The sequence below is a fragment of the Psychrobacter sp. UBA2769 genome, assembly GCF_002352555.1.
In the GTDB taxonomy this organism is placed as follows: Bacteria; Pseudomonadota; Gammaproteobacteria; order Pseudomonadales; family Moraxellaceae; genus Psychrobacter; species Psychrobacter maritimus.
The window spans coordinates 109,242-130,064 of sequence record NZ_DEIR01000015.1; the positions used below are offsets into that span (position 1 = coordinate 109,242).

A 20,823-nucleotide genomic window follows, 5' to 3' on the forward strand; every position below is an offset into this window, starting at 1 on the left:
CAAGAGAATCAATACAAGAGAATCTAAAGCTATCATGCATGCATCATGGTAGGTTTAATCATAAAGCCATTTGTAAAACGCCAAATATCAAATATGTCTAAATGCGATGGCTGCAATGGTTTTGCCAAAGCGGAATAAGCACAATCCCGTGATTCATAGGCATTTCATGCTAGAATAATCCAGATTTTCTTATCGGTTTTAAGCCGCTATTTTATGAAGTATATGATTTAAACGCCCTATTCTATTACTAAGCTAATTTACCAAGCTAACCCTAAAAAATATTGAACAACTTTACCTCCTTCCCTTTATTATCTTGACTCTATAAGCAGCGCTCCTATGACTCAAAAGACTAATACATCACCGACCTCTTCTTCCGCTGATAGCTATACAGATGTAGCTAATGCAGATATAGCTAATGCATCAAACACGGCTAATGACTTTATTCTCACGCCGCCGGCTGTGTTTCCTTATAAGGCGCAGCAACAGAACGCGCGCGCTCGTATCACCGAGCAGATGGCGTCGCGGATTTTGATGTTAGATGGGGCGATGGGCACGCATATTCAGAACTATAAGCTCGAGGAAGCAGATTATCGCGGTGAGCGTTTTGCCGATATTGAGCAAGATGTACGTGGTAATAATGATTTGCTGGTACTCACGCAGCCGCAGATGATTAAAGAGATTCATATTGCCCATCTGGAAGCCGGTGCGGATATTATTGAGACCAATAGCTTTAATGGTACGCGCCTATCGATGGCCGACTATAATATGCAACATCTGGTGCCAGAACTAAATAAAACCGCTGCCAAGATTGCGCGCGAAGCTGCTGATGAATACACCGCTAAGACCCCAGAAAAGCCGCGCTTTGTCGCTGGGGTTATTGGTCCGACGTCGCGTACCTGTTCATTATCTCCCGATGTTAATGACCCCGCCTTTCGTAATATTACCTTTGATGAATTGGTATTGAATTATCGCGAAGCGACGCTAGCATTGATAGAAGGCGGCGTCGATATCCTGTTAATCGAGACCATTTTTGATACGCTAAATGCCAAGGCAGCCATCTTTGCGGTAACCGGCGTCTTCGATGATATTGGTTTTGAGTTACCGATTATGATTTCGGGTACGATTACCGATGCCTCAGGTCGTACCTTGTCAGGTCAAACGGCTGAGGCATTTTATAACTCGATTCGCCATGCTAAACCATTATCAGTTGGCTTTAACTGTGCTTTAGGTGCTGATGCCCTACGTCCGCATATCCAAACACTATCAAATATTGCCAATACTTATGTCTCTGCGCATCCGAACGCTGGGCTGCCCAATGAGTTTGGTGAGTATGATGAAAGTGCTAGAGAAACCGCGGCACTGCTTGAAGGCTTTGCCAAAGCGGGTATCTTAAATATCGTCGGCGGCTGCTGTGGTACGACGCCTGAGCACATTCGCCAAATCGCTAATATGGTGGCAAATTATCCACCGCGCGTCATTCCTGAAATCGCCCCTGCTTGCCGTTTATCAGGACTTGAGCCATTTACCATTACGCCTGAGAGCTTGTTCGTCAACGTCGGTGAACGTACCAACGTGACGGGTTCAAAGAAATTCTTACGCTTGATTAAAACCGAAGCTTATACCGAAGCGCTGGATGTCGCCCGCGACCAAGTCGAAGGCGGCGCGCAAATCGTCGATATCAATATGGATGAGGGCATGCTCGACTCCAAGCAAGCGATGATTCACTTCGTCAATTTGGTGTCTGGCGAGCCGGATATCAGCCGCGTACCCTTGATGATTGACTCCTCAAAATGGGACATTATCGAAGAAGGTCTCAAACGTATCCAAGGTAAATCCGTCGTCAACTCTATCTCATTAAAAGAAGGCTATGATGAGTTCGTCGAGCGCGCCAAGCTTTGTATGCGCTATGGTGCAGCGGTCATCGTCATGGCATTTGATGAAGACGGTCAGGCTGATACTTACGAGCGTAAAATTCAGATTTGTCAGCGCAGCTACGATGTTTTGGTTAATGAGGTCGGCTTCCCGAGTGAAGATATCATCTTTGACCCCAATATCTTTGCGGTTGCGACCGGTATCACTGAGCATAATAACTACGGTGCTGACTTTATTAATGCGACCAAATGGATTACGGAAAACTTACCAAACGCCATGGTATCGGGCGGCGTCTCTAACGTCTCGTTTAGTTTCCGTGGTAACCCGATTCGTGAAGCTATTAACTCGGTATTCCTTTATCATGCGATTCAAAATGGCTTGACCATGGGTATCGTCAACCCAGCCATGCTTGAGTTATATGACGACATTCCAAAGGAAGCCCGCGACGCCATCGAAGATGTCATGCTCAACCGCAACCAAGGCGAGAGCGGTCAAGATGCCACCGAACGTCTGATGACCATCGCTGAAAGCTATCAAGATGGCGGTAAGAAAAAAGACAGCACCGTCGATATGTCATGGCGCGAAGGCACGGTCGAAGAACGTATTGCTCATGCGCTAGTAAAAGGTATCACGACCTTTATCGATGCCGATACCAAAGAGGCGTGGGAGAAATATCCCAAACCGCTAGAAGTTATCGAAGGACCGCTCATGGACGGTATGAATATCGTCGGTGACTTATTTGGTGCCGGTAAAATGTTCTTACCGCAAGTGGTGAAGTCTGCGCGCGTCATGAAGCAATCGGTCGCGTGGTTGAACCCATATATCGAAGCCGAAAAAGTCGAGGGCGAAAAGAAAGGTAAAATCCTCATGGCAACGGTCAAAGGTGACGTTCATGATATCGGCAAAAACATCGTCGGCGTGGTACTTGGCTGTAATGGCTACGATATCGTCGATTTGGGCGTGATGGTACCTTGTGAGAAAATCCTTGATACGGCAATCGCAGAGGAAGTCGATATCATCGGGCTATCAGGTCTTATTACCCCAAGCCTCGATGAGATGGTCTATGTCGCCAAGCAAATGCAAGAGCGCGGCATGACCCTACCCTTAATGATTGGCGGGGCAACGACTTCTAAAGCGCATACGGCAGTTAAAGTCGAACCACAATATCAAAATGATGCCGTCATTTATGTATCGGACGCTTCACGCTCAGTTGGCGTAGTGACTAAGCTGCTATCCAAAGAGCACCGTCAAGGCTTAATCGATGAGACGCGCGAAGAATACATCAAAGTACGTGAGCGCCTTGCTAAGCGTCAGCCGAAAGCGGCAAAAATACCCTATGCTGAATCAATAGAGCTTGGTTTTAAAGATGATTGGGACAACTATGTACCGCCAGCACCTAATAAGCTCGGACAAGTGATATTTGATGATTACCCCATCACTAACCTGCTGCCTTATATCGACTGGACGCCGTTCTTTATCTCTTGGGGACTTGCTGGTAAATATCCAAAAATCTTGCAAGATGAGGTGGTTGGTGAAGCGGCGCGTGATTTGTTTGATAATGCTAATGACTTGATGCAAAAAATGATTGATGAGAAGTTAATCGTTGCCAAAGGCGTCTTTAAGCTCATGCCAGCCCGTCGTACCGGTGCCGATACCGTCACCGTCTATGATAAAGCACCGACTGAGGGCGGCACAGCAGAATATCAATTTGAGCATTTGCGTCAGCAGAGTGACAAAGCCAGCGGCAAGCCAAACTTTAGCTTAGCAGATTTTATCTCGCCATCGGAAGCTCATACCGATTATCTTGGCGGCTTTACGGTCTCAATCGTTGGGACAGAAGCATTGGCGGAAAAGTATAAAGCCGCTGGTGACGACTATAATGCCATCATGGTGCAGGCATTATCTGACCGCTTAGCTGAAGCCTTTGCTGAGCATCTACATGAGCTGATTCGTAAAGAGTATTGGGGCTATCAGCCGACTGAGTCGCTCAGCAATGATGAGATGATTAAAGAAAAATACGTCGGTATCCGCCCAGCGCCTGGCTACCCTGCATGCCCTGAACATACCGAAAAAGGCAAATTGTTTGACTGGCTCGGTACGGTAGATGCGATTGGCACAACTTTAACCGAAAGCTATGCGATGTGGCCTGCATCATCGGTCAGTGGCTTCTACTACTCGCATCCTGAGAGTGAATACTTTAACGTCGGTAAAATCAGCACCGATCAGTTAGAGAGTTATGCTGAGCGTAAAGGTTGGGATATGAAAACTGCTGAGAAGTGGTTGAATCCGAATTTGTAGTGGATTGGCTAATCAAGTTATAGAAACCTGATAGTTATTTTTTGGCTTACTTATTTAATATAAGTAAGCCATTTTTTATGGCATTCTATTTTGCCTACCATCAGCAAACTTATCGCTACGTTAATAGCAAAATACTTTCATCATTTGCTAACAATAACCATGCTAGATTATTGTCTATTCTATTATTATTATCTTTGTGAGATAGGCTATGAATCAGATTGCATTACTTTCTAGTTGGATTGGCAAAACTTTTGCAATCTGGGCATTGATCAGTGCTGTTTTGGGATTTATTTTTCCTGAATTTTTTGCCTCGTTGGCTTTTTTAATCGTTCCCATACTTGGCATCATTATGTTTGGCATGGGCATGACGCTCAAAACGGAAGATTTCCTAGAGATTGTTAAACGACCAAAGCCTGTACTGGTTGGGCTATTAGCACAGTTCACGCTAATGCCTCTGATTGCTTACCTATTAACGGTCATTTTCAACCTTGATCCTTTAATAGCAGTGGGTGTGATTTTGGTTGGTTGTTGTCCTGGTGGCACTTCTAGTAACGTGATTACGTTCTTAGCCAAAGGTGATGTGGCTTTGAGTGTGGCGATTACCTCTATCTCTACCCTACTTGCACCTTTTCTGACCCCTATTCTGCTCAGTGTTTTTGCGGGTCAGCTGATTGATATCGATTTGGCCAGTATGATGATAACCATTACGAAAATCGTCATCTTGCCCATATTGCTAGGTGTTATCTTTCATAGGTTTTTGGGTAAAAAGATCGAGTTCGTCACCGAGGTATTACCGATGGTGTCGGTATTGGGTATCTCTATTATCATCGCGGCAGTGGTGGCCGTGTCTAAAGCGACTATTCTAGACAGCGGTGCTATCGTATTTATCGTGGTTGCATTACATAATATGACGGGTTATACCTTGGGATATGTAATCGCTCGCTTGTCCGGCTTTACGGAGAAACAACGCCGCGCGATTATGATAGAAGTGGGCATGCAAAACTCTGGTCTAGGCGCTGCCCTTGCGGCGACGTATTTCAACCCTGTCGCTGCCTTACCTAGTGCGATATTTAGTGTATGGCATAATTTTAGTGGTGCGTTGGTTGCGAATATTTTTGCTAAGAGAGATGCGAAGTAAGCGTTAGATTTATCACTTAAAGCTTAATGGCAGATGTTTTAGTGTTGGTAAAATAGTTGATTTTAATAATCGATAGGATCTAGCCTATAGCTATTGAAAAAATAATATACCGTTAAAATGATCTTTCTATAGAATCTATAGTTTTAAGCATAATCAAAATATTTATTGTTCTGTATTTCTAACAATTCAGAATCTAAATCTTGGGGGCTCACAACTCTATAACTACTTTGTATGAAATTTCGACCATCATAGTCTAAATATGCAAAGCGATTTGAGTCGTTACCATTAGTCAAAAATAAGTCAAAAAGAAATCTTTTGGGAGTTCCTTTAGAAACAGAGTCCCACTCTTCTTTAATATCTTTCAACAATGAAAAAAGATTAACATAGTCATCTCCTGAACAGATAACTATATCACTATTTTCTCTTGTTTTATAAAATGCTAATTTAAACATATCTTAATTATAAATATCCTCAATAAGATTATAGACTTTATTGCAAATATTTATTGCTCCGTCAAGTGTAGTTACAGTTGATGTTGATTCCGCAAACTGCTCAATATGAAAAAGAGAGTGCCTTCTTTGATAATAATAAGAGTAAGCTTTAAGAACTTCACTCATCTTATTGCCAGAATATAAGTTCTCGTAATTTTCACTTAACCCAATTGCCTTTTTTCTATTATCTAACTTGAATATTTCACCTACATTTCTAGGTTGTTGTACTATTCCATTTTCTGAAAGATGTGTTTTAATTACACCTTCTAACGATCTCAACTCAGCATAAGTCAATAATGAGTATTCAAGTAATTCTGGAGAAGCCGATTTAATACAGTTACTAGAAACCAATAAGTCTTGAATCAATTTTGGTAATTTATCATAAGCATGAGGCAAGTTATTTTTGACTGACTCTATAGCCATTTCAGGTCTAATAGTATTGCCGTCAGCTTCATCTTTCTTGTAAAGTATTCTACTTAACGTGTCTAGGTCAAGCTCTGTAGTCAATGCATAGGCAACTTCCTTATAGCAAGATAAAGGCTTTCCCTGAATTTGTAGTCTCTTAGTGTTTTTGTAATAAGAAATCGTTAATTTATCTTGATAGAACTGCGATTCCAAGACTAGTTGCACACCTCCATTTATTTCTATTTCTTTAATTATTATATTGTTTGATTCTCTAACTGCTTCTATTTGCTCTCTTATAAGTACGATTAAGGTTTCATCGATACCAGCTATAGCCATATTCAAACTAGATATTTCCAACTCACACAGCTTGCTACGTATGTGTTCAGCAACTTGCAAGCTCAGCTCGGGGTTTTTACCCTGAGAATGTTGAAGTGTAGTTGTACCTTTATTATTAAGATGAACTGTTAGTTTGGCAGGCTCTTGACCTGATCTCGAAATTTCATAATATTTCTTCGAAGTACTTTGATTTTTTAATTCATATCTTATATTTTGTTCTTTGCAGTATTCGCTTATACAACTGTCTAAGTCAGACAATCTTAGATTAAGATTCTTGAAACTCATATACTTTTCCATCTAAATATAAGTTCTCTAGCTATATTGCTAGTAAAATGTAAGTTTGATATAGATCACAATAAGGTTACTCAAAAAACTTACTCTTCAGTGAATTTCTTCACTTGTAACTTGAGTACCTCTGCTATTCTATCAGAATTAAGTTGTATATATATAAGATTGATCTAAATAAACTGAAGTCACCCCTATACTTAACTAACTGAAAACCTTCAACTTGCATCAGTATTTGAACTCTAAACCACGACCTTTATTTCGAAAAATCTATGCTAGAACTTTAACATTTGAATGCCTATTACCATTGTATCAAATAGGTGATTTAGCCAAAATACAGGAGATATATGGCTTGGGTAAGTAGATTAAAGCGGCTGTTTTCTTTGGCTGAGTAGGTAATTTTTTTAGGCTACGAACCTTATAGCAATCATAGCTTGTAGCTAAATCCTACGATTGACATCTCCTAAAGTCGATCATGCTTTTTACCCCGCCGACACCGCTCAGAACAGTAAATCACCTGCTCCCAATCCTTCTCCCACTTTTTACGCCACGTAAACGGGCGCTGGCAGACGGGGCAAGTTTTTTGCGGTAAATTTACTTTTTTATGTGCCATCATCTGCCCCCTTGTGCCGTATATCTAATATCTATAGTTAATGTTTACTGCCTATTTATCTTCTTTTTGATGATCCAGCCCTTCATACTTTTTCACCCGGCGGCATTGGTCGGAGCAATAGACCATGCTCTCCCAGTTTTTATCCAGTTTTTTAGTCCAGCTAAACTCGCGCTCGCAGACAGGGCAAAGTTTTTTGCGGACGTTTTTCTTTTTGTGCGCCATAATTTTCTCATTTGTTTGATATAGTCGATTCACTACCATCGGATACGGTGTCAGTCTTGCTTAACCTACTGTTTGTAGCAATTTTACTCGCTGTCATTGTATCCAAATTAGCTGTTGCCAACTATATTACCACTGTCTCTTAATCATAAGCCCTATTTATAGTGCTATTCATAAATGCTAATCATCAGCATTGCTCATAAGCTTTAATAATTAATCATAGCTATTAATCATAATCATCAAAGATTTTGTTTAGCCTGTTGAGACTATTGACGATTAGCTTACCAGATTGATCGGTACTGCTATCAATCGCCAGCTTCTCATCCATACGCATATTGAGTGGTGCAAGCGCCTCTTTGAGCGCATTTGCTATCAGCGCGGTCTGCTGATGAATATCAGGCCTATCACTATCTATCGCTTGACTCTTATCACTGTTGATTAGGCTTTCCGTTAAGCTATTAGATAAGCTATCAGCCATTTTTTGCGCCACTTGTTCAATCGAATCGACTAGCTGTGCCATCAGCGCTTTTTGCACGTCTTGGTTTTGCTTGAGATACTCGCCTTCCACTTTATGGTCGTGCTTATATATTTGTAGCAATTGACTCACGCTTTTCTCAAAGCCATTATCGATGCTGTCGCTGACGACCTTGGCATTGCTGATCACGCTATCGGCAAGGATTTTCTGTGCTTCCAACTGGTTATCGAGTTGGGCTTGCTGTCCTGCTTCTCGTAAGCGAGCGATTTGCTCTGGATTATTTTGCGTGAGGTACGTTTCAAACTGACTACTAATAGCATTAAAACCACTCGCCAAGTCGACCAATTGAGCGACAATGCGCGCGCCTGTATCACCGTCTTCGCCGCCCATGGCTTTATTGCGTAAGAAGTCAGCCTTGATTTGCGCCCAACGCGCAGCCTCTGCCTCAGTCAATTCACCGCGTATCTCAGCGAGCTTCAGTAGATTGCTTTCTGCACCTTGCGTCAATAGCTGCGACTCGCCTAGATAATGATCATCTATCAGCTGATTCAGCTCGTTCTCATTCATGACTGCCGAGAGTTTTTCAGTCATCTTATTCATATTACGGTAACTGCCTTGCAGTTTAAATATCGGCTCGACGCGATATTTATCATCTTGTGAGGCGGACGCAATATAGGCTTGGTTAACATCGAGAATAACTTTTTGCACGGTAAACATATGGCGCAAGATAGCAATAATCTCATTAATCTCTGAGGTGCTATATGGATAGGTCAGCTCGCTGCTTTGCGCTTGGGCAAGATTGGCATTGTCGGCTTTGGCCATTTTAATGAGGCGGTGTACATCGCTCAAATCGCGGTTGGCAAGGGGCGCTAATACCGCATTTGAGGTGAGCGAGTTTTCGATATAACTGAGGGCAAATATCTCTTCCATACCGCTCATGATATCGCCTAAATTGTAGATATCGGCGCGGTTGGCAAGCATATCAGGTACTTTAAACGCTTCGCCACTTTCGGTATATGGGTTACCCGCCATGACCACGCAGAACTTTTTACCACGCATATCATAGGTCTTGGTCTTGCCTTGCCAGACGCCATCGATACGGCGTGTACCATCGCCAAGTGAGATGAATTTCTGCAAAAATTCTGCATGGGTATGCTGAATATCATCGAGATAAAGCATGACGTTATTACCCATCTCAAAGGCTAAGTTAATTTTATTCAGCTCTTCGCGGGCGGTGGCATTGGGCGCTTTTTCGGGATCTAAAGATGTCACATCATGACCGAGTGACGGACAGTTAATCTTCATAAAGATAAGGCCAAGACGATTTGCCACATACTCCATTAAGGTGGTTTTACCGTAACCTGGCGGCGATATCATCATCAGGATACCCATCAAATCGGTACGCTTATCCTCGCCAACCGTGCCCATCTGCTTGGCGAGATTATCACCGATTAACGGCAGATAGCTTTCATTAATCAGACGGTTACGTACAAATGAGGATAACGGACGCGGCATAAACTCATCAAGTCGCAACGTTTCTTTTGATGTATTTAAAATCTCTGAGCGCAGGGCTAGGTAGCGCTTATAAGCCGGAATGACTTGGATGTCGTGATGATGCAGACGACTTAAGAAATCATCGACGGCAAAGGTTAAGGTTTGCTGATGAATGCGCTCATGCTCACCTAGCAAATTATTGACTTGAATTTCAAGCGAGACCTTACTTATGCGACGCTCGAAGCTTTGCGCTTGATTAAGTGGGTTGTTAATACTGGTCAGCGAAGGCGTTGATGAGGTGATTGAAGAAAATGACAAGGCCGATGATGTGCCACTTGTACCTTGATTATCTATTTTTTTACTACCTTGCCCTTTATTAAAAGCCCTTTTATCAAAGCTAGCACCTGAATCAATGAGTCGTTGCACCAAAGCTTCACGCTGAGCATCATTTAACTGGGTAAGTAAGACGGCAATGGCTTCGGGTACATAATGACGGCCACTCTCTAGCTGTTGCTTGCGTAGCGCATCTTTTTCCTTACTCTCAGCAAGCTGCTCTTCACTGAGTGCCTCGCCTGCCTCATCCGTGCCATCAGCTAATACGTTAGCCAACTCAGTACCACCATAATTCTTATCAAGTAGTGCATGAAACCATGTGGCTAGTAGCTCATAGGCTGATTTGGGTTGAAAGCCAAGCTTACTGATAGAAGATTGTAGTTGGTCAAAACTGGCCGTATTTTGCGTGCTGCCTGAGGCACTATTCAATGTTTGGCTTAGCTGCTCACACAACTGCTGCGCTTGTTGGCTGGTTTGCCAGTTTATTGTGCTATGCGCGCCTGCACTTGATTCCGCTGACTGCCCCATGACGCTCACCAAGTATTCACAAGCAAGCTGAACGTAGCTTGGTTTGAAAATGTTGGCGTTATGAACATCACTGGTATTTGAATCTAGTTCTGAATCAAGCTTTGATGATGACTGCTTGCTAGTGCCTTTATCAACGCTAGCACTGTCATCATTATGAGCGGTAACAAAGTCGCGCATTACTTGGCTCATGTCCTCGACCAATAAAGACTTCGCAGTGTCACTGCCCAATGCACGGCGCAGTTGCTCAGCGGTAGTGGCTCTATCTGTCCAGATATTTGCGCGCATCAGCACAGATTCATTCAACCATTTTTCATAACCAAATTGACGTAAGCTATCCAAACCAAGCGCTTGTACGATATTTAGCTGCCAATAAAACAACTGCGCCAAGGCACGTACTTGCGGGGTATAAATCAGAAGCCCTGCCTCACGCAATGTCGGCAGTATTTGCATCAATAATAGCGTAGCATCATGATCATGAATGCCTTTGTCATAGCCAAGCTGATAGCGAGGGGTAGCGTAAGCTTTGACCAGTTTAGACAATGGACTGTCGTTATCAATGTCACCATTAACATCTAAGGTAATGACAGTCGCATCGTATGCTTGATATAAACGTTCTTCGGTTAATCCATCTTGGCTGTTCTTAGCACTTTCGATAATGCTATAGGCCAAATACTCCGCGCGGTACACCTTGTCAGACTCGGAAGCGATATTCATGTCCCAATACGGGCGCAAGGCGTTCAGCTCAGTATTATTAAGCACTTCATAATAGTCGGTACCCGTTAGATGCAAATTCAGCACGCGTGTGCCATCTGACTGTTGACGGCTCAATAAGGTCAAATCTAATGGCTGAGTATTGACCGAAAAACGGTGCTTGCCCAGCTTGATTATCTGACCGCCATCTTCAAACAAATCAGACTTATCTTTTAGACTCTTATAGCTTTCGATTTGAATGGCTTTTAGGCGCGCATCGATGTCATCGGCTTTGACGCTAAAGCCCATTGCTTGCAGCTCTTTTGCGATGTTACGTACCTTTTGTACCAGACCATCTGAGGCAAAATAGGTATTTAACGCCTCTTCCTCTGTAAATCCAGTAACGCCAGTGCTTTGCGTGCGCTTCTTGATACTCTCAAGCATCCGCAGCGCACCATCGCCTAAGTTTTGTGCTTTGCGATTTCGGGCATCGAGCAGTTGCTGTTTATGATTTTCAAAGGTCTCGTAAATCTCTTCACGTTTACTGATGATATCGGCTAAAAACCGATCACCGCTATTGGTCTCCGGATCAGCGAACTGGCTTTCCAGCTCTTCTAACTGCACTAATAGCTTTGCCATTTGCTCGTCTGATTTCTCAGGTGTATTGGCAATGGATAAGGCATTGGCAATCGACTGACCAAACAGCTTAAACTGCGCGCCAAATTGCGCAATGGCCTCAGCTGAGCCTAGGTTTTTGCGTTTATGATTGAGCTTGGCTTTGCTTTGGTTCAAGCTCGCATAAATGGTCGATATGTCATCGATGATTTTCGTGCGTACTGTGGCATCGGCTACATTCAACGTACCCAGCAGCTCGGTCAATAGATCTAACCCTTGCGCTGTTTCATCAATTTTTTCTAGTACAGGTTTTAGTTCAGCATTGGTTTCGGCGGTGTTTAAGCGCTCACTGACGTCTGCTAATATGCCTTCGTAACTTGATAGAGCCTCTTCACCACTTAAAAAAAGCACGGTTTTTTCGGCAAGTTCGCTCTCTGCTTCTTCTAATTGCTTTTGCAACGCTTGTAGCTTATCGCTATCTAAATAACGTAAATCTTCCAAGCTGACCAATCGGCCCTTTTGGCGTCTTAGTGCTGAAAGCTGATCCACATAATCACTGGCAGACTCAAAAGTAGTGACGCGTATCTGCCGCAAAATCTCGTTTTGCTGCGTGTCAGCATCACTCAAAGCTGTTTGGGTTTGCTTTTGGATACTTTGTACTTTGGCGAATTCATCTATGACCAATTCAGCCGTTGCCGTTACTTCCTTAATACTACTGGCGACTTCGTTAAGCTCAGGCTCAGACAGCCAATAGTAACTGTCAAAGAGACGACTGCTATTGTCAGCCAATTCTTCATAGAGCTTTTGTGACACGCTTTGATTATCAATGAGGCGAGTAATACTATAGAGATCGGAGATACCGCGCACCAACTCTTTATTACCAATTTTGCCATAAAAGCTGGTACTTTCAGGCAACTCACTGACATACTCAGGCGACGCATAAGGTGTATGCCATATCTGCATCGGGTGAATGCGTGATGGTTCACTTTGATCACTAAACAGCATTAAACGCCCATTATCAGCTAATGCCATACCATTGCAGTAAATAGGATTTGCCAATTGTTTCTTGATAAGATTATAAGGAAATAATCCTGTGATACCTAAAGCAACGTCATAAAATAAAAACAACACATCTTCGCCATTGGGCGATACGATTTTACGTTTAAATTTTAAGTCTTTAGCACCGACATTATTGGCATCGAACAGCTTATACTCACCCGTTTGCAGATAATAACCACCCGGAAATATGATACCGTGATCCTCAGGCAGCTGCACACACGACTGTCCTATCGCATCTAAACGCAGTACCACTTCGGTCAAAGTGTTATAAACAAAATAACGATAACTGTCTTCGCGATACGGCAGTATTTTCAGCAGTATTAAACTGCCAACTTTGGCATAAGCAATTTCAGCGTCAGTCAACGACTGGGTGCGGTCATTCACAGGCTCGCTATAAATACCCTGCCCTGATTGGGTGTTATCCTCAATCTTAATGGTCAAATCGCCACCAATAGTTTCCACAAATATGGTATCTAAGATATTCATATGCGGATGTTTACCATTGATCATCTGATCACGCGTGGTATCTACCCAATCAAAATCGTAAGCAGGAGGCAAATCGATATCACGTTCGCCGCGATTGTCTACGTAAACAATCTGGGCAGATTCTGGTATGCCTTGGCTAAAATCTAGGGCAAAACGAAACACCCGAATATCGGTGATACGCTCGCCAATTTGAAAGGCCAATAGCAACTTACTGTCTTTGACAGTCAGCTGAATTAACCGTGTCTGCTTGTAATAGCGATATAGCTCGTTAAAATCTTGGACAAATGCCTCTTGATCTAAAAAGGTATTTTTTAGATCCACTTCTTCCAGCTGATATTCTTGGTCAGTATGTTCGCTGCTATTGTTATCGGTAGTGCTTTGGGCGTTTGCTGTAGTTGCCCCGTTATCAGTATCAACAACGTTTTCGCTATTATTATCATCGTCATTTTTTTTAGCAGGATCTATCAATCGATATAGTGAGAGCACATCCTTGATATTACTCGCCCGCTTTAGCCCCATAAAGACGTTGTAGCCGAATAGCATATAATCACCGACTTGCACCATGTCTTGCGCCACACAGTTATATTCGGTGCGAATGCGGGTGCGAGCGATGACTTGCATTTGGGTACTGCCAAACTCTTGCAAGCGCGCATTATTCAGCTTGGCAGTTTGTTGCTCTAGACGAGCGCCCTGCTCAGTGAGACGTTTTTTAATAAGCTCATAAGCATTGCCTGAGGCGACCGCTTGATCCGCTTGCTCGGATTGGTTCTGGCTATTGGTATTATTTGGATTGGTTGCGTTTTGCGTATCCGCCATCGTTGCTCGTCCATTTTATTTTCAGGCAATAAGATAAATCTAAGGTTTTTTTGAATCAAAGAAGCACTTCAGGGAAGTAATAAAGGTCTGGAAGAACTTGATCCTACTGCTAGAAAACTTATAAATTCTAGCCGTGTAATCTTAGCTTGTCAGGCTAAAAAATCTGCCGCCTAAGCAACAGATTTTTTATTAAAATTAAAATTACTAGTTATTATATTGAGCAGTCTTATTAGGCTCGTCATTAGCTTTGTTGGCTTTATTGGCGTTGTTCGCTTTTGTCATCACTTGATTGGCCATCATAGTATTGATAATGCCGCTTAAAGTATCTGACTTGCCAGCGAGACCATCAATAGCTTTACCGATAGATAACGATTTGGCAAAATTATCGAAGAAGTGCGCTTCACCGCCGACGATATCGATTTTGGCTTTTTGTAACGCGACCGCCAAGACTTCAGCATTTTCTTTGGCAATCTCTTTACCGGCTTCAATTGATGCCATGGCTTCTTGTAGCGCAGTTTCAAGTCCCATACGGAACTCTTCGTGTTCGCGTGCTTCCTTGCTCATACTACCCATGGCATTGAATTTCTCGACCAAACCATCTGCTTCGGCTTGGAAATGCGCACGGGTAACTTCCGCTTTTGCCAGCCCAACTTCACGTTCCGCTTTGGCATTAGACTCACCGCGCGCGGCGATAATCTCAGCATCAGCCATGCCTTTTTCGCGTTCTGACTGTGCTTCCGCTTGACCAGTCGCTTTGATAATATTAGCCTTGGCAAGCCCTTCTTTTTCCAAAGATACAGACTTGGCTTCTTGAATGGCTGCTTCAGCAAAACCATGCGCAGACTCTTCAGCTTTGATACCTTCCGCCATTTTCATTTTGGCTTCAGATTCCTTGGCAGCGGCCTCAAGATTGGCCGTCGCAAGCGTGGTAATCTCAACCGCTTTATGCTTAGCAGACAACTCTTCTGCTTCAGCCTTTTTCACCTGACGTACTTTGATTTCTTCGGCATCGGCTTCGGCGGCTAGGACACGCGTTTGCTTCGAGCGTTCGGCTTCACTCACTTCGCGGACTTCTTTGATACGCTCTTCTTCTTGTGCAACCGTTTTATCTACCGCGATACGCTCACGAATGACGTTAGCAATTTCTTTTTTCTCAAGCTCAATGGCGCGTTCAGCTTCAATACGCTGCAAGTCAACTTCACGCTCACGCGAGACGATTTCTAAATCACGAGCGCGGGTGACTTTTTCTTCTTCAATCACAACGGCACGTAAGCGGTTCTGTCCAGCGACTTCAATTTCACGCTGTTGATTTTCACGCTGAATCGCTAAATCTTGCTCAACCATGATAACGGCTGTTTCGGATTTTTTACGCTCTTCTTCTTCAATTTTGCGCGTTTCAGCGGTTTCACGGGCAATCACTGAGGCGATTTCACGGCGCTGTTTAGCTTCAGCATCGGCTTGCTGGCGCTCTAACTCAAGCATCGCCTCTTTGGTCTCGACGTTTTTCTTCTTAACGGCCAGCTCTTCGTCACGCTCAAGCTCATTGGTGATGACGTTTTGGAAAGCTGTTAGCTGGGTAATCTTTTTGATACCTTCAGCATCCAAAATATTGCTTGAATCGAGTGACGCTTTCGGAGTTTGCTCTAAGTAATCAATCGCCACGTCTTCTAAGACATAACCATTAAGATCATTACCGATTTCTTGCACGATGCTGTCACGAAACTCGCTACGGTTTTCGAAGAGTTTGACGAAATCAATCTGCTTGCCTACTGTTTTTAACGCTTCTGAGAACTTAGCATTAAATAGCTCATTGACGGCAACTTTATCAGAGGCGCGCTCCACCCCAACCGATTTGGCAACTTTAAGGACGTCTTCTTCTGTTTCATTAACACGCAAGTAAAACGCCACTGTAATATCCGCACGCATATTATCGGCGCAAATCAGCCCTTCTTTACCGCGTCTATCCACCTCTAATGTGATAAGGGAAATTCTCATCAATTCTTTTTTATTGATAATCGGCCAAACAAAACCGCCATCAAAACGTACGGCGATTTTACTCACGCCATTGATAATCAGCGCTTTGCCCTGCTCTACCTTAAAATAAAAGGCTTTGAGCATTAACAGCGCTGCCATAATAAAAACAAACGCCAGCACCACAACCACGCCGACGATAATGAGTATATCCATATTCATTCCTTTAATGAGAACATTGCAACCAAATTTAAAACAGTTAATACCATACTTAAAAACAAACTATTAGCTATCTCTGTACCGCCAATCAGCCAACTTATAAAGCGAATGGAGAAATGTTATTTATTTCAATTTTAAAATTATTTATAGCGGCGGTTTATACAACTTTTCTTTTACGGGAGCGACTCGGTAGGTATTGGTTTCTTCTAAATATTCTATCAACGTCACTCTATCACCCTGCCTGAGCAAATCATTATTGATGTCTGAACGAATTTTGAGTATCAAGCCTGCGCCGCCGTCATTTAATTCTACTTCACCATGTTTGTCAGTTACACTCAGCGTACGTACCACGGCAATTTTACCGATATTACTAGATGCATTACGTTTGGGGATTTTGGCAATATTTTTGCGAATGGGAGCAATGATCATACCTGTTAGCCACATAGATACGACCAATACAAAGATGAGCGCCCCTGTACCAAAGAGATAATACAAAAGACCAGAGTCAAAATATTGATGTAAAAAGCTCGTATATAAGTAGCTTAATAGCCAACCAATTAAGCTGATTAGGCTTAGTATGATGATGAGTGGCACGCCATAAAGACCAAATTTGAGCATGAGACCAGTGAAAAACCCCGTCGATGACAAGGTAGAAACATCACCATCTGGCTCACCAAAATCTACGCTATCCATATCTGCCATGCCGAGTAATGACACCAGCCAATATAGCGTCACAAACATGACAAGCCCCGTAAAAATAATCGTCGGGTACAAACTGATTTTAGTGATAAAAACTAAAAAGGACTCTTGCATGAACCGCTCTCTCCTTTTGCTCGCCTAATCCAAAATTTTGATGTCTTGGTTATACGATTTTTTATATGACTGAAAGTTACTCGACGTTTCTTTAATGAGATTTACTTCATTCAGATTTATTATTTCAGCTTCAACTATTACCTTAGTGCTCAAGACTTTATTCCAGAAACTTTGCTTGTTGTATTTTAAACACTAAGACAGTATTGCCATATAGTAATTGGCTGTGAGGAATTTAACGTACGACTATACCACCTCTAAATCGCAGTTTATTCAATCAACTTATGTTTCTTTGTTAGCGATTATATATACATTCCATTACATAATACATAGGTCTTGCTCTTACCGACCCCAAATCGGTGAGCGCACAACGCCGCCTGTCTTACTACTAATTGCGTAACTTGAATGGCCAGCTAAAGAATGAATAACTAAACTGCTACCATTTTGACCGCTCACTTGCGAAAGCTTTGTGGGATAGACGGCGTACTGTGCAGAAGGCGACAGACGCGCGGGCTCATCCAGTCCCGTTTCTGCTAAATTGATAACTTGTCCTGTAGCAAGCGTCATCACCGCCGCCTTACGACCATTGAGGTATGCCAAACGTTGACCATCTAAACTCAGTTGCGGACTGGCCGCATAGCCGGCTGTCGGTATAATACTCGCATGACCCGTGGCAAAATTATAACGATAAATACTTGGGCGACCAGCGCGAACTTTATCACTGGTATAAACAAAGCTTTGCCCGTCGCTAGCGTAGCTTGGCTGCACCTCAGTACTTGGCAACGTGGTCAGCTGTTTGGTATTGCCGTCACTTAGGCGCATCTCATAGATATCAGCATTACCACCAACTGTTGAGCTATAGAGCAGTTTTTGCCCATCTGGCGAAAATGAGGCTGATAAATTACTGCCCTCCGCATCTACGATTAGATGTTGCGTGTTGCTTTTGCGCTCATAAATATAAATTTTGGGATGCTGGCGCGGTGCTTGTTTGCTATAGGCCAGCATCTGACCATCTGCTGACCACGCTGGCGCATAGATATAACCATTTAACTGATCTATCAATTGGCGGTCGCTGCCATCAGGACGAATGCTATAAAGTGTCGATATCTTTGCAGCGCCAAACCCTTGCTCTTCGACATAAGCAATGCGCCCTTGCCGATCTATCGCTGGCATGCGCGCCGTCAGTGGATTGCTCGCACGCATATCAGCAGGTGTTTGAGCCATATTATTTGTTGTTAATGTTTGACAACCCGTTAACAAACTAAACACCGTTATAGCCGTGATGCTACTCAGCGCACGTATATCGAAAAATGACTTTGATACAAAGATTTTAAACATAAGATGACGTCCAATAAAATGTTGATTATTGCGTACTGAGAATCTTAATAAATAAGGTTAAAAAATGAATAGCATAAAAAACATCATTGCTGCCTGAATACTTTGCTGCCTAAATACTTGGTTTAGCAGCTCATGACAGTGTAGCGTAAACCATGGCAAATTTTAGATAAAAAAATGCCCCACTGCTTAGTGAGGCATTATTTATATTAAATTTTATAGCATTTGTATTAAATAAATCAGTTACTTAAAGACTGCTTTATTTAGCAACGGCTTTAAAATAAGCGACTTGATTGTCGTTTTTAATAGTCAAAACAGGCACATTATTAGCATTATTATTGATGCTGTATTTACCTTGTACCGTCGCCAATGTCGCGGTATCAAAGCTGGCTTGTGGCTCAGGGCATGCCATCATCGTCGACATGACATTACCTAATACAACATTGCCATTTACGACGCTATAACTAGCACCTATGTTATTACAAGTATTGGTAAAGGTCACACGGTTGGTGGTGCCATCTTTAAAGAATTTTAGCGTTAATGGTTTTGCTGGATCAAAGAACAATTGGCTTACTTTCTCGCCATTGGTGCGCTTAGCATCGACAAGCTGCCAGTTATGCGCTTGTAGGGCATCAGCAGTAATTGGTTGAGTCACAGGTGCGGTAACACTAGGGGTCGTGGTTTGGCAACCTGCTGCAGCAAGTGTACCAACAGCAAGGGTTGCAGCCATCATCATTTTAGTCATGTTTTTCATATTAGCTCCTGTAATGGTTAACATTCAAAATAAAAAAGTAGTCATTATCTTTTATTTTAAGTATGCATTTTTATTATGATTAATTTATTGTCTTCTTCATTAACCTAAACAATGGCGCTATTATGCACAAATGATAGCTGACTGTCATTATAGATTGGGTATCGATTACCGCGTTATTTGTTCCACTGTATGGTTTTTTTGCTAACGCACCTTATATGAGGAATTATTACCTGCTAACGCTTTAGCCAATAGTTCGTTTCGAAGCCAAGCCTTTATCGAATGTAATCAAGCATTAAATTAATTAGAATTGGAATTGACACTAGAATTTAAAGCAGCTGCCTTTTGCTTTTGCAAAGCCGCATATCCTGCTAAGCGTTTGCGTTCTGTTTCATTAAATAGCTGCTGCTCTATTTGATTAATTTGAGTTTGCCCTTGTACTTTATCTGCATTTTGACTTAACAGCTGCTGTTTTTGTGTTTGATACTGCTTAAAACGTTGATCAAAGTCAGCATCTTGTTGATCGACCTGTGCAAGCCTTGCTGCTGCTGGCGCGCCGACCAAAGCACGGCGCATATTGTATAATTCTTCAGCCGTTGCGCCTTGCGCCTGCATCTGCTCTGTACGACTGATTAACTCCTCCAAATTGGCTTGCTGGGCGATATTGGTTTTAATCGCATTGTCTGGCATACGGCTAATATAATCCTGTCTGGCCGCTTCTTTTTGCGCGTCAGAGAGCTGCTTGTCTTGGTTGATTTTGACCATCGCAAGACTGTAATCATCATACTCATCTTCTGCCCCAAAGAAGGCTTTAATGGTCGCTTTATCAAAATGTTGCTGGCGCAATTTGGCGACGTCTTGTTTTTGCTGTGCTACCACGTTTAAATCCAGCTCGCCAGTTTTTGTCGCTTGTAATTGTAGGTTGCCATAACGGTTTTCTATAGCAGGAATCGCTTTAAGATAGGCCACGTATTGGTCAAATATCGTCACCGCTTGGCTTGCCGCTGGCTCTGGCGTGTGACTGCGGATATAGCTTTCCACCCGAGCATAAATGACGGCTTCCTCTTCTTCGCCTAGCGCCGATAAGAAATAATCAAATAAGCGCCTTAAGCCTTCAGTAACGACCAGCTGCTTATTTTCATCAATGATAATCTCACCATCTACATCCGTCCCTTGCAAGGAGCGCGGTAGACTCTCAAGACCTGTGGTAAATTGGCTACTGCTTTGCTGAGATAATGTGTCAATGCCATTATTAACATTTGCTTCGTCTGTAAAGCTGGCACTTGTTTGATTGTCCAGCGCTGTAGACTGCTCTTGAGAATAAGCATTACTATCATTATTCGGCTTAAACCACCAAATAATCGCTCCTACTAAAACGACTATGACAGCGATGATAACGGGCAAAAATGGTACACGGCGATTATGTGACATAACGACAATATCTTATTTAATCAAGCGGTTTATATAGGGAGTTACTATCCATAAAATGGGATAAAATAAAAGGGTCACTATTGAACTTACCCTTTTATTTAAAAGCGGTTAATTTGCTAACTTATATATAAGCTCTAAAACAAGCTTTAAAAA

The 20,823-nt window shown here is 42.7% G+C and carries 12 protein-coding genes; 2 read left to right on the forward strand and 10 right to left on the reverse strand.

Translation table 11 applies throughout. The annotated features are described in order from the left end of the window. The first annotated feature begins 513 nt into the window (after nucleotides 1-513). Together metH and B3Q63_RS07310 are read left to right on the forward strand one after the other, a co-directional pair. Nucleotides 514-4,170: a methionine synthase gene (metH, locus tag B3Q63_RS07305; RefSeq protein WP_414706324.1), complete on the forward strand. Its 3,657-nt coding sequence runs from the start codon at nucleotides 514-516 to the stop codon at nucleotides 4,168-4,170. A 208-nt stretch (nucleotides 4,171-4,378) separates the two neighbouring features. Further along, nucleotides 4,379-5,308 (forward strand): bile acid:sodium symporter family protein, encoded by a 930-nt coding sequence (locus B3Q63_RS07310; RefSeq protein WP_296175318.1) that lies wholly within the window; start codon nucleotides 4,379-4,381, stop codon nucleotides 5,306-5,308. Between the two features lie 143 nt (nucleotides 5,309-5,451). Here B3Q63_RS07310 and B3Q63_RS07315 read toward each other — a convergent pair whose 3' ends face one another. The 10 genes from B3Q63_RS07315 to B3Q63_RS07360 form a co-directional block, all read right to left on the reverse strand. Beyond that, nucleotides 5,452-5,760: a type II toxin-antitoxin system RnlB family antitoxin gene (locus tag B3Q63_RS07315; RefSeq protein ID WP_296175320.1), complete on the reverse strand. Its 309-nt coding sequence runs from the start codon at nucleotides 5,758-5,760 to the stop codon at nucleotides 5,452-5,454. Between the two features lie 3 nt (nucleotides 5,761-5,763). Next, complete coding sequence (locus B3Q63_RS07320; RefSeq protein WP_296175323.1) at nucleotides 5,764-6,825, reverse strand: type II toxin-antitoxin system RnlA family toxin; 1,062 nt, start codon at nucleotides 6,823-6,825, stop codon at nucleotides 5,764-5,766. Nucleotides 6,826-7,288: 463 nt separating this feature from the next. Beyond that, complete coding sequence (locus B3Q63_RS07325; RefSeq protein WP_296175325.1) at nucleotides 7,289-7,438, reverse strand: DUF2256 domain-containing protein; 150 nt, start codon at nucleotides 7,436-7,438, stop codon at nucleotides 7,289-7,291. A gap of 51 nt (nucleotides 7,439-7,489) precedes the next feature. Continuing rightward, nucleotides 7,490-7,660: a DUF2256 domain-containing protein gene (locus B3Q63_RS07330; RefSeq protein WP_010196547.1), complete on the reverse strand. Its 171-nt coding sequence runs from the start codon at nucleotides 7,658-7,660 to the stop codon at nucleotides 7,490-7,492. Between the two features lie 223 nt (nucleotides 7,661-7,883). Further along, nucleotides 7,884-14,153 carry a DNA repair ATPase gene (locus tag B3Q63_RS07335; RefSeq protein WP_296175328.1) on the reverse strand — a complete coding sequence of 2,090 codons (6,270 nt, stop codon included), beginning with the start codon at nucleotides 14,151-14,153 and terminating at the stop codon, nucleotides 7,884-7,886. A 204-nt stretch (nucleotides 14,154-14,357) separates the two neighbouring features. Next, nucleotides 14,358-16,340: a hypothetical protein gene (locus tag B3Q63_RS07340; protein ID WP_296175331.1), complete on the reverse strand. Its 1,983-nt coding sequence runs from the start codon at nucleotides 16,338-16,340 to the stop codon at nucleotides 14,358-14,360. 147 nt (nucleotides 16,341-16,487) lie between these two features. Next, complete coding sequence (locus B3Q63_RS07345; RefSeq protein WP_296175334.1) at nucleotides 16,488-17,156, reverse strand: hypothetical protein; 669 nt, start codon at nucleotides 17,154-17,156, stop codon at nucleotides 16,488-16,490. Nucleotides 17,157-17,495: 339 nt separating this feature from the next. Continuing rightward, entirely contained in the window at nucleotides 17,496-18,377 is an 882-nt protein-coding gene (locus B3Q63_RS07350) for a Xaa-Pro aminopeptidase (protein ID WP_296175336.1), read from the reverse strand. Nucleotides 18,378-18,747: 370 nt separating this feature from the next. Then, nucleotides 18,748-19,242 (reverse strand): META domain-containing protein, encoded by a 495-nt coding sequence (locus B3Q63_RS07355; RefSeq protein ID WP_201562739.1) that lies wholly within the window; start codon nucleotides 19,240-19,242, stop codon nucleotides 18,748-18,750. A gap of 297 nt (nucleotides 19,243-19,539) precedes the next feature. Continuing rightward, entirely contained in the window at nucleotides 19,540-20,670 is a 1,131-nt protein-coding gene (locus tag B3Q63_RS07360; RefSeq protein ID WP_296175339.1) for a lipase secretion chaperone, read from the reverse strand. Nucleotides 20,671-20,823: the final 153 nt, after the last annotated feature.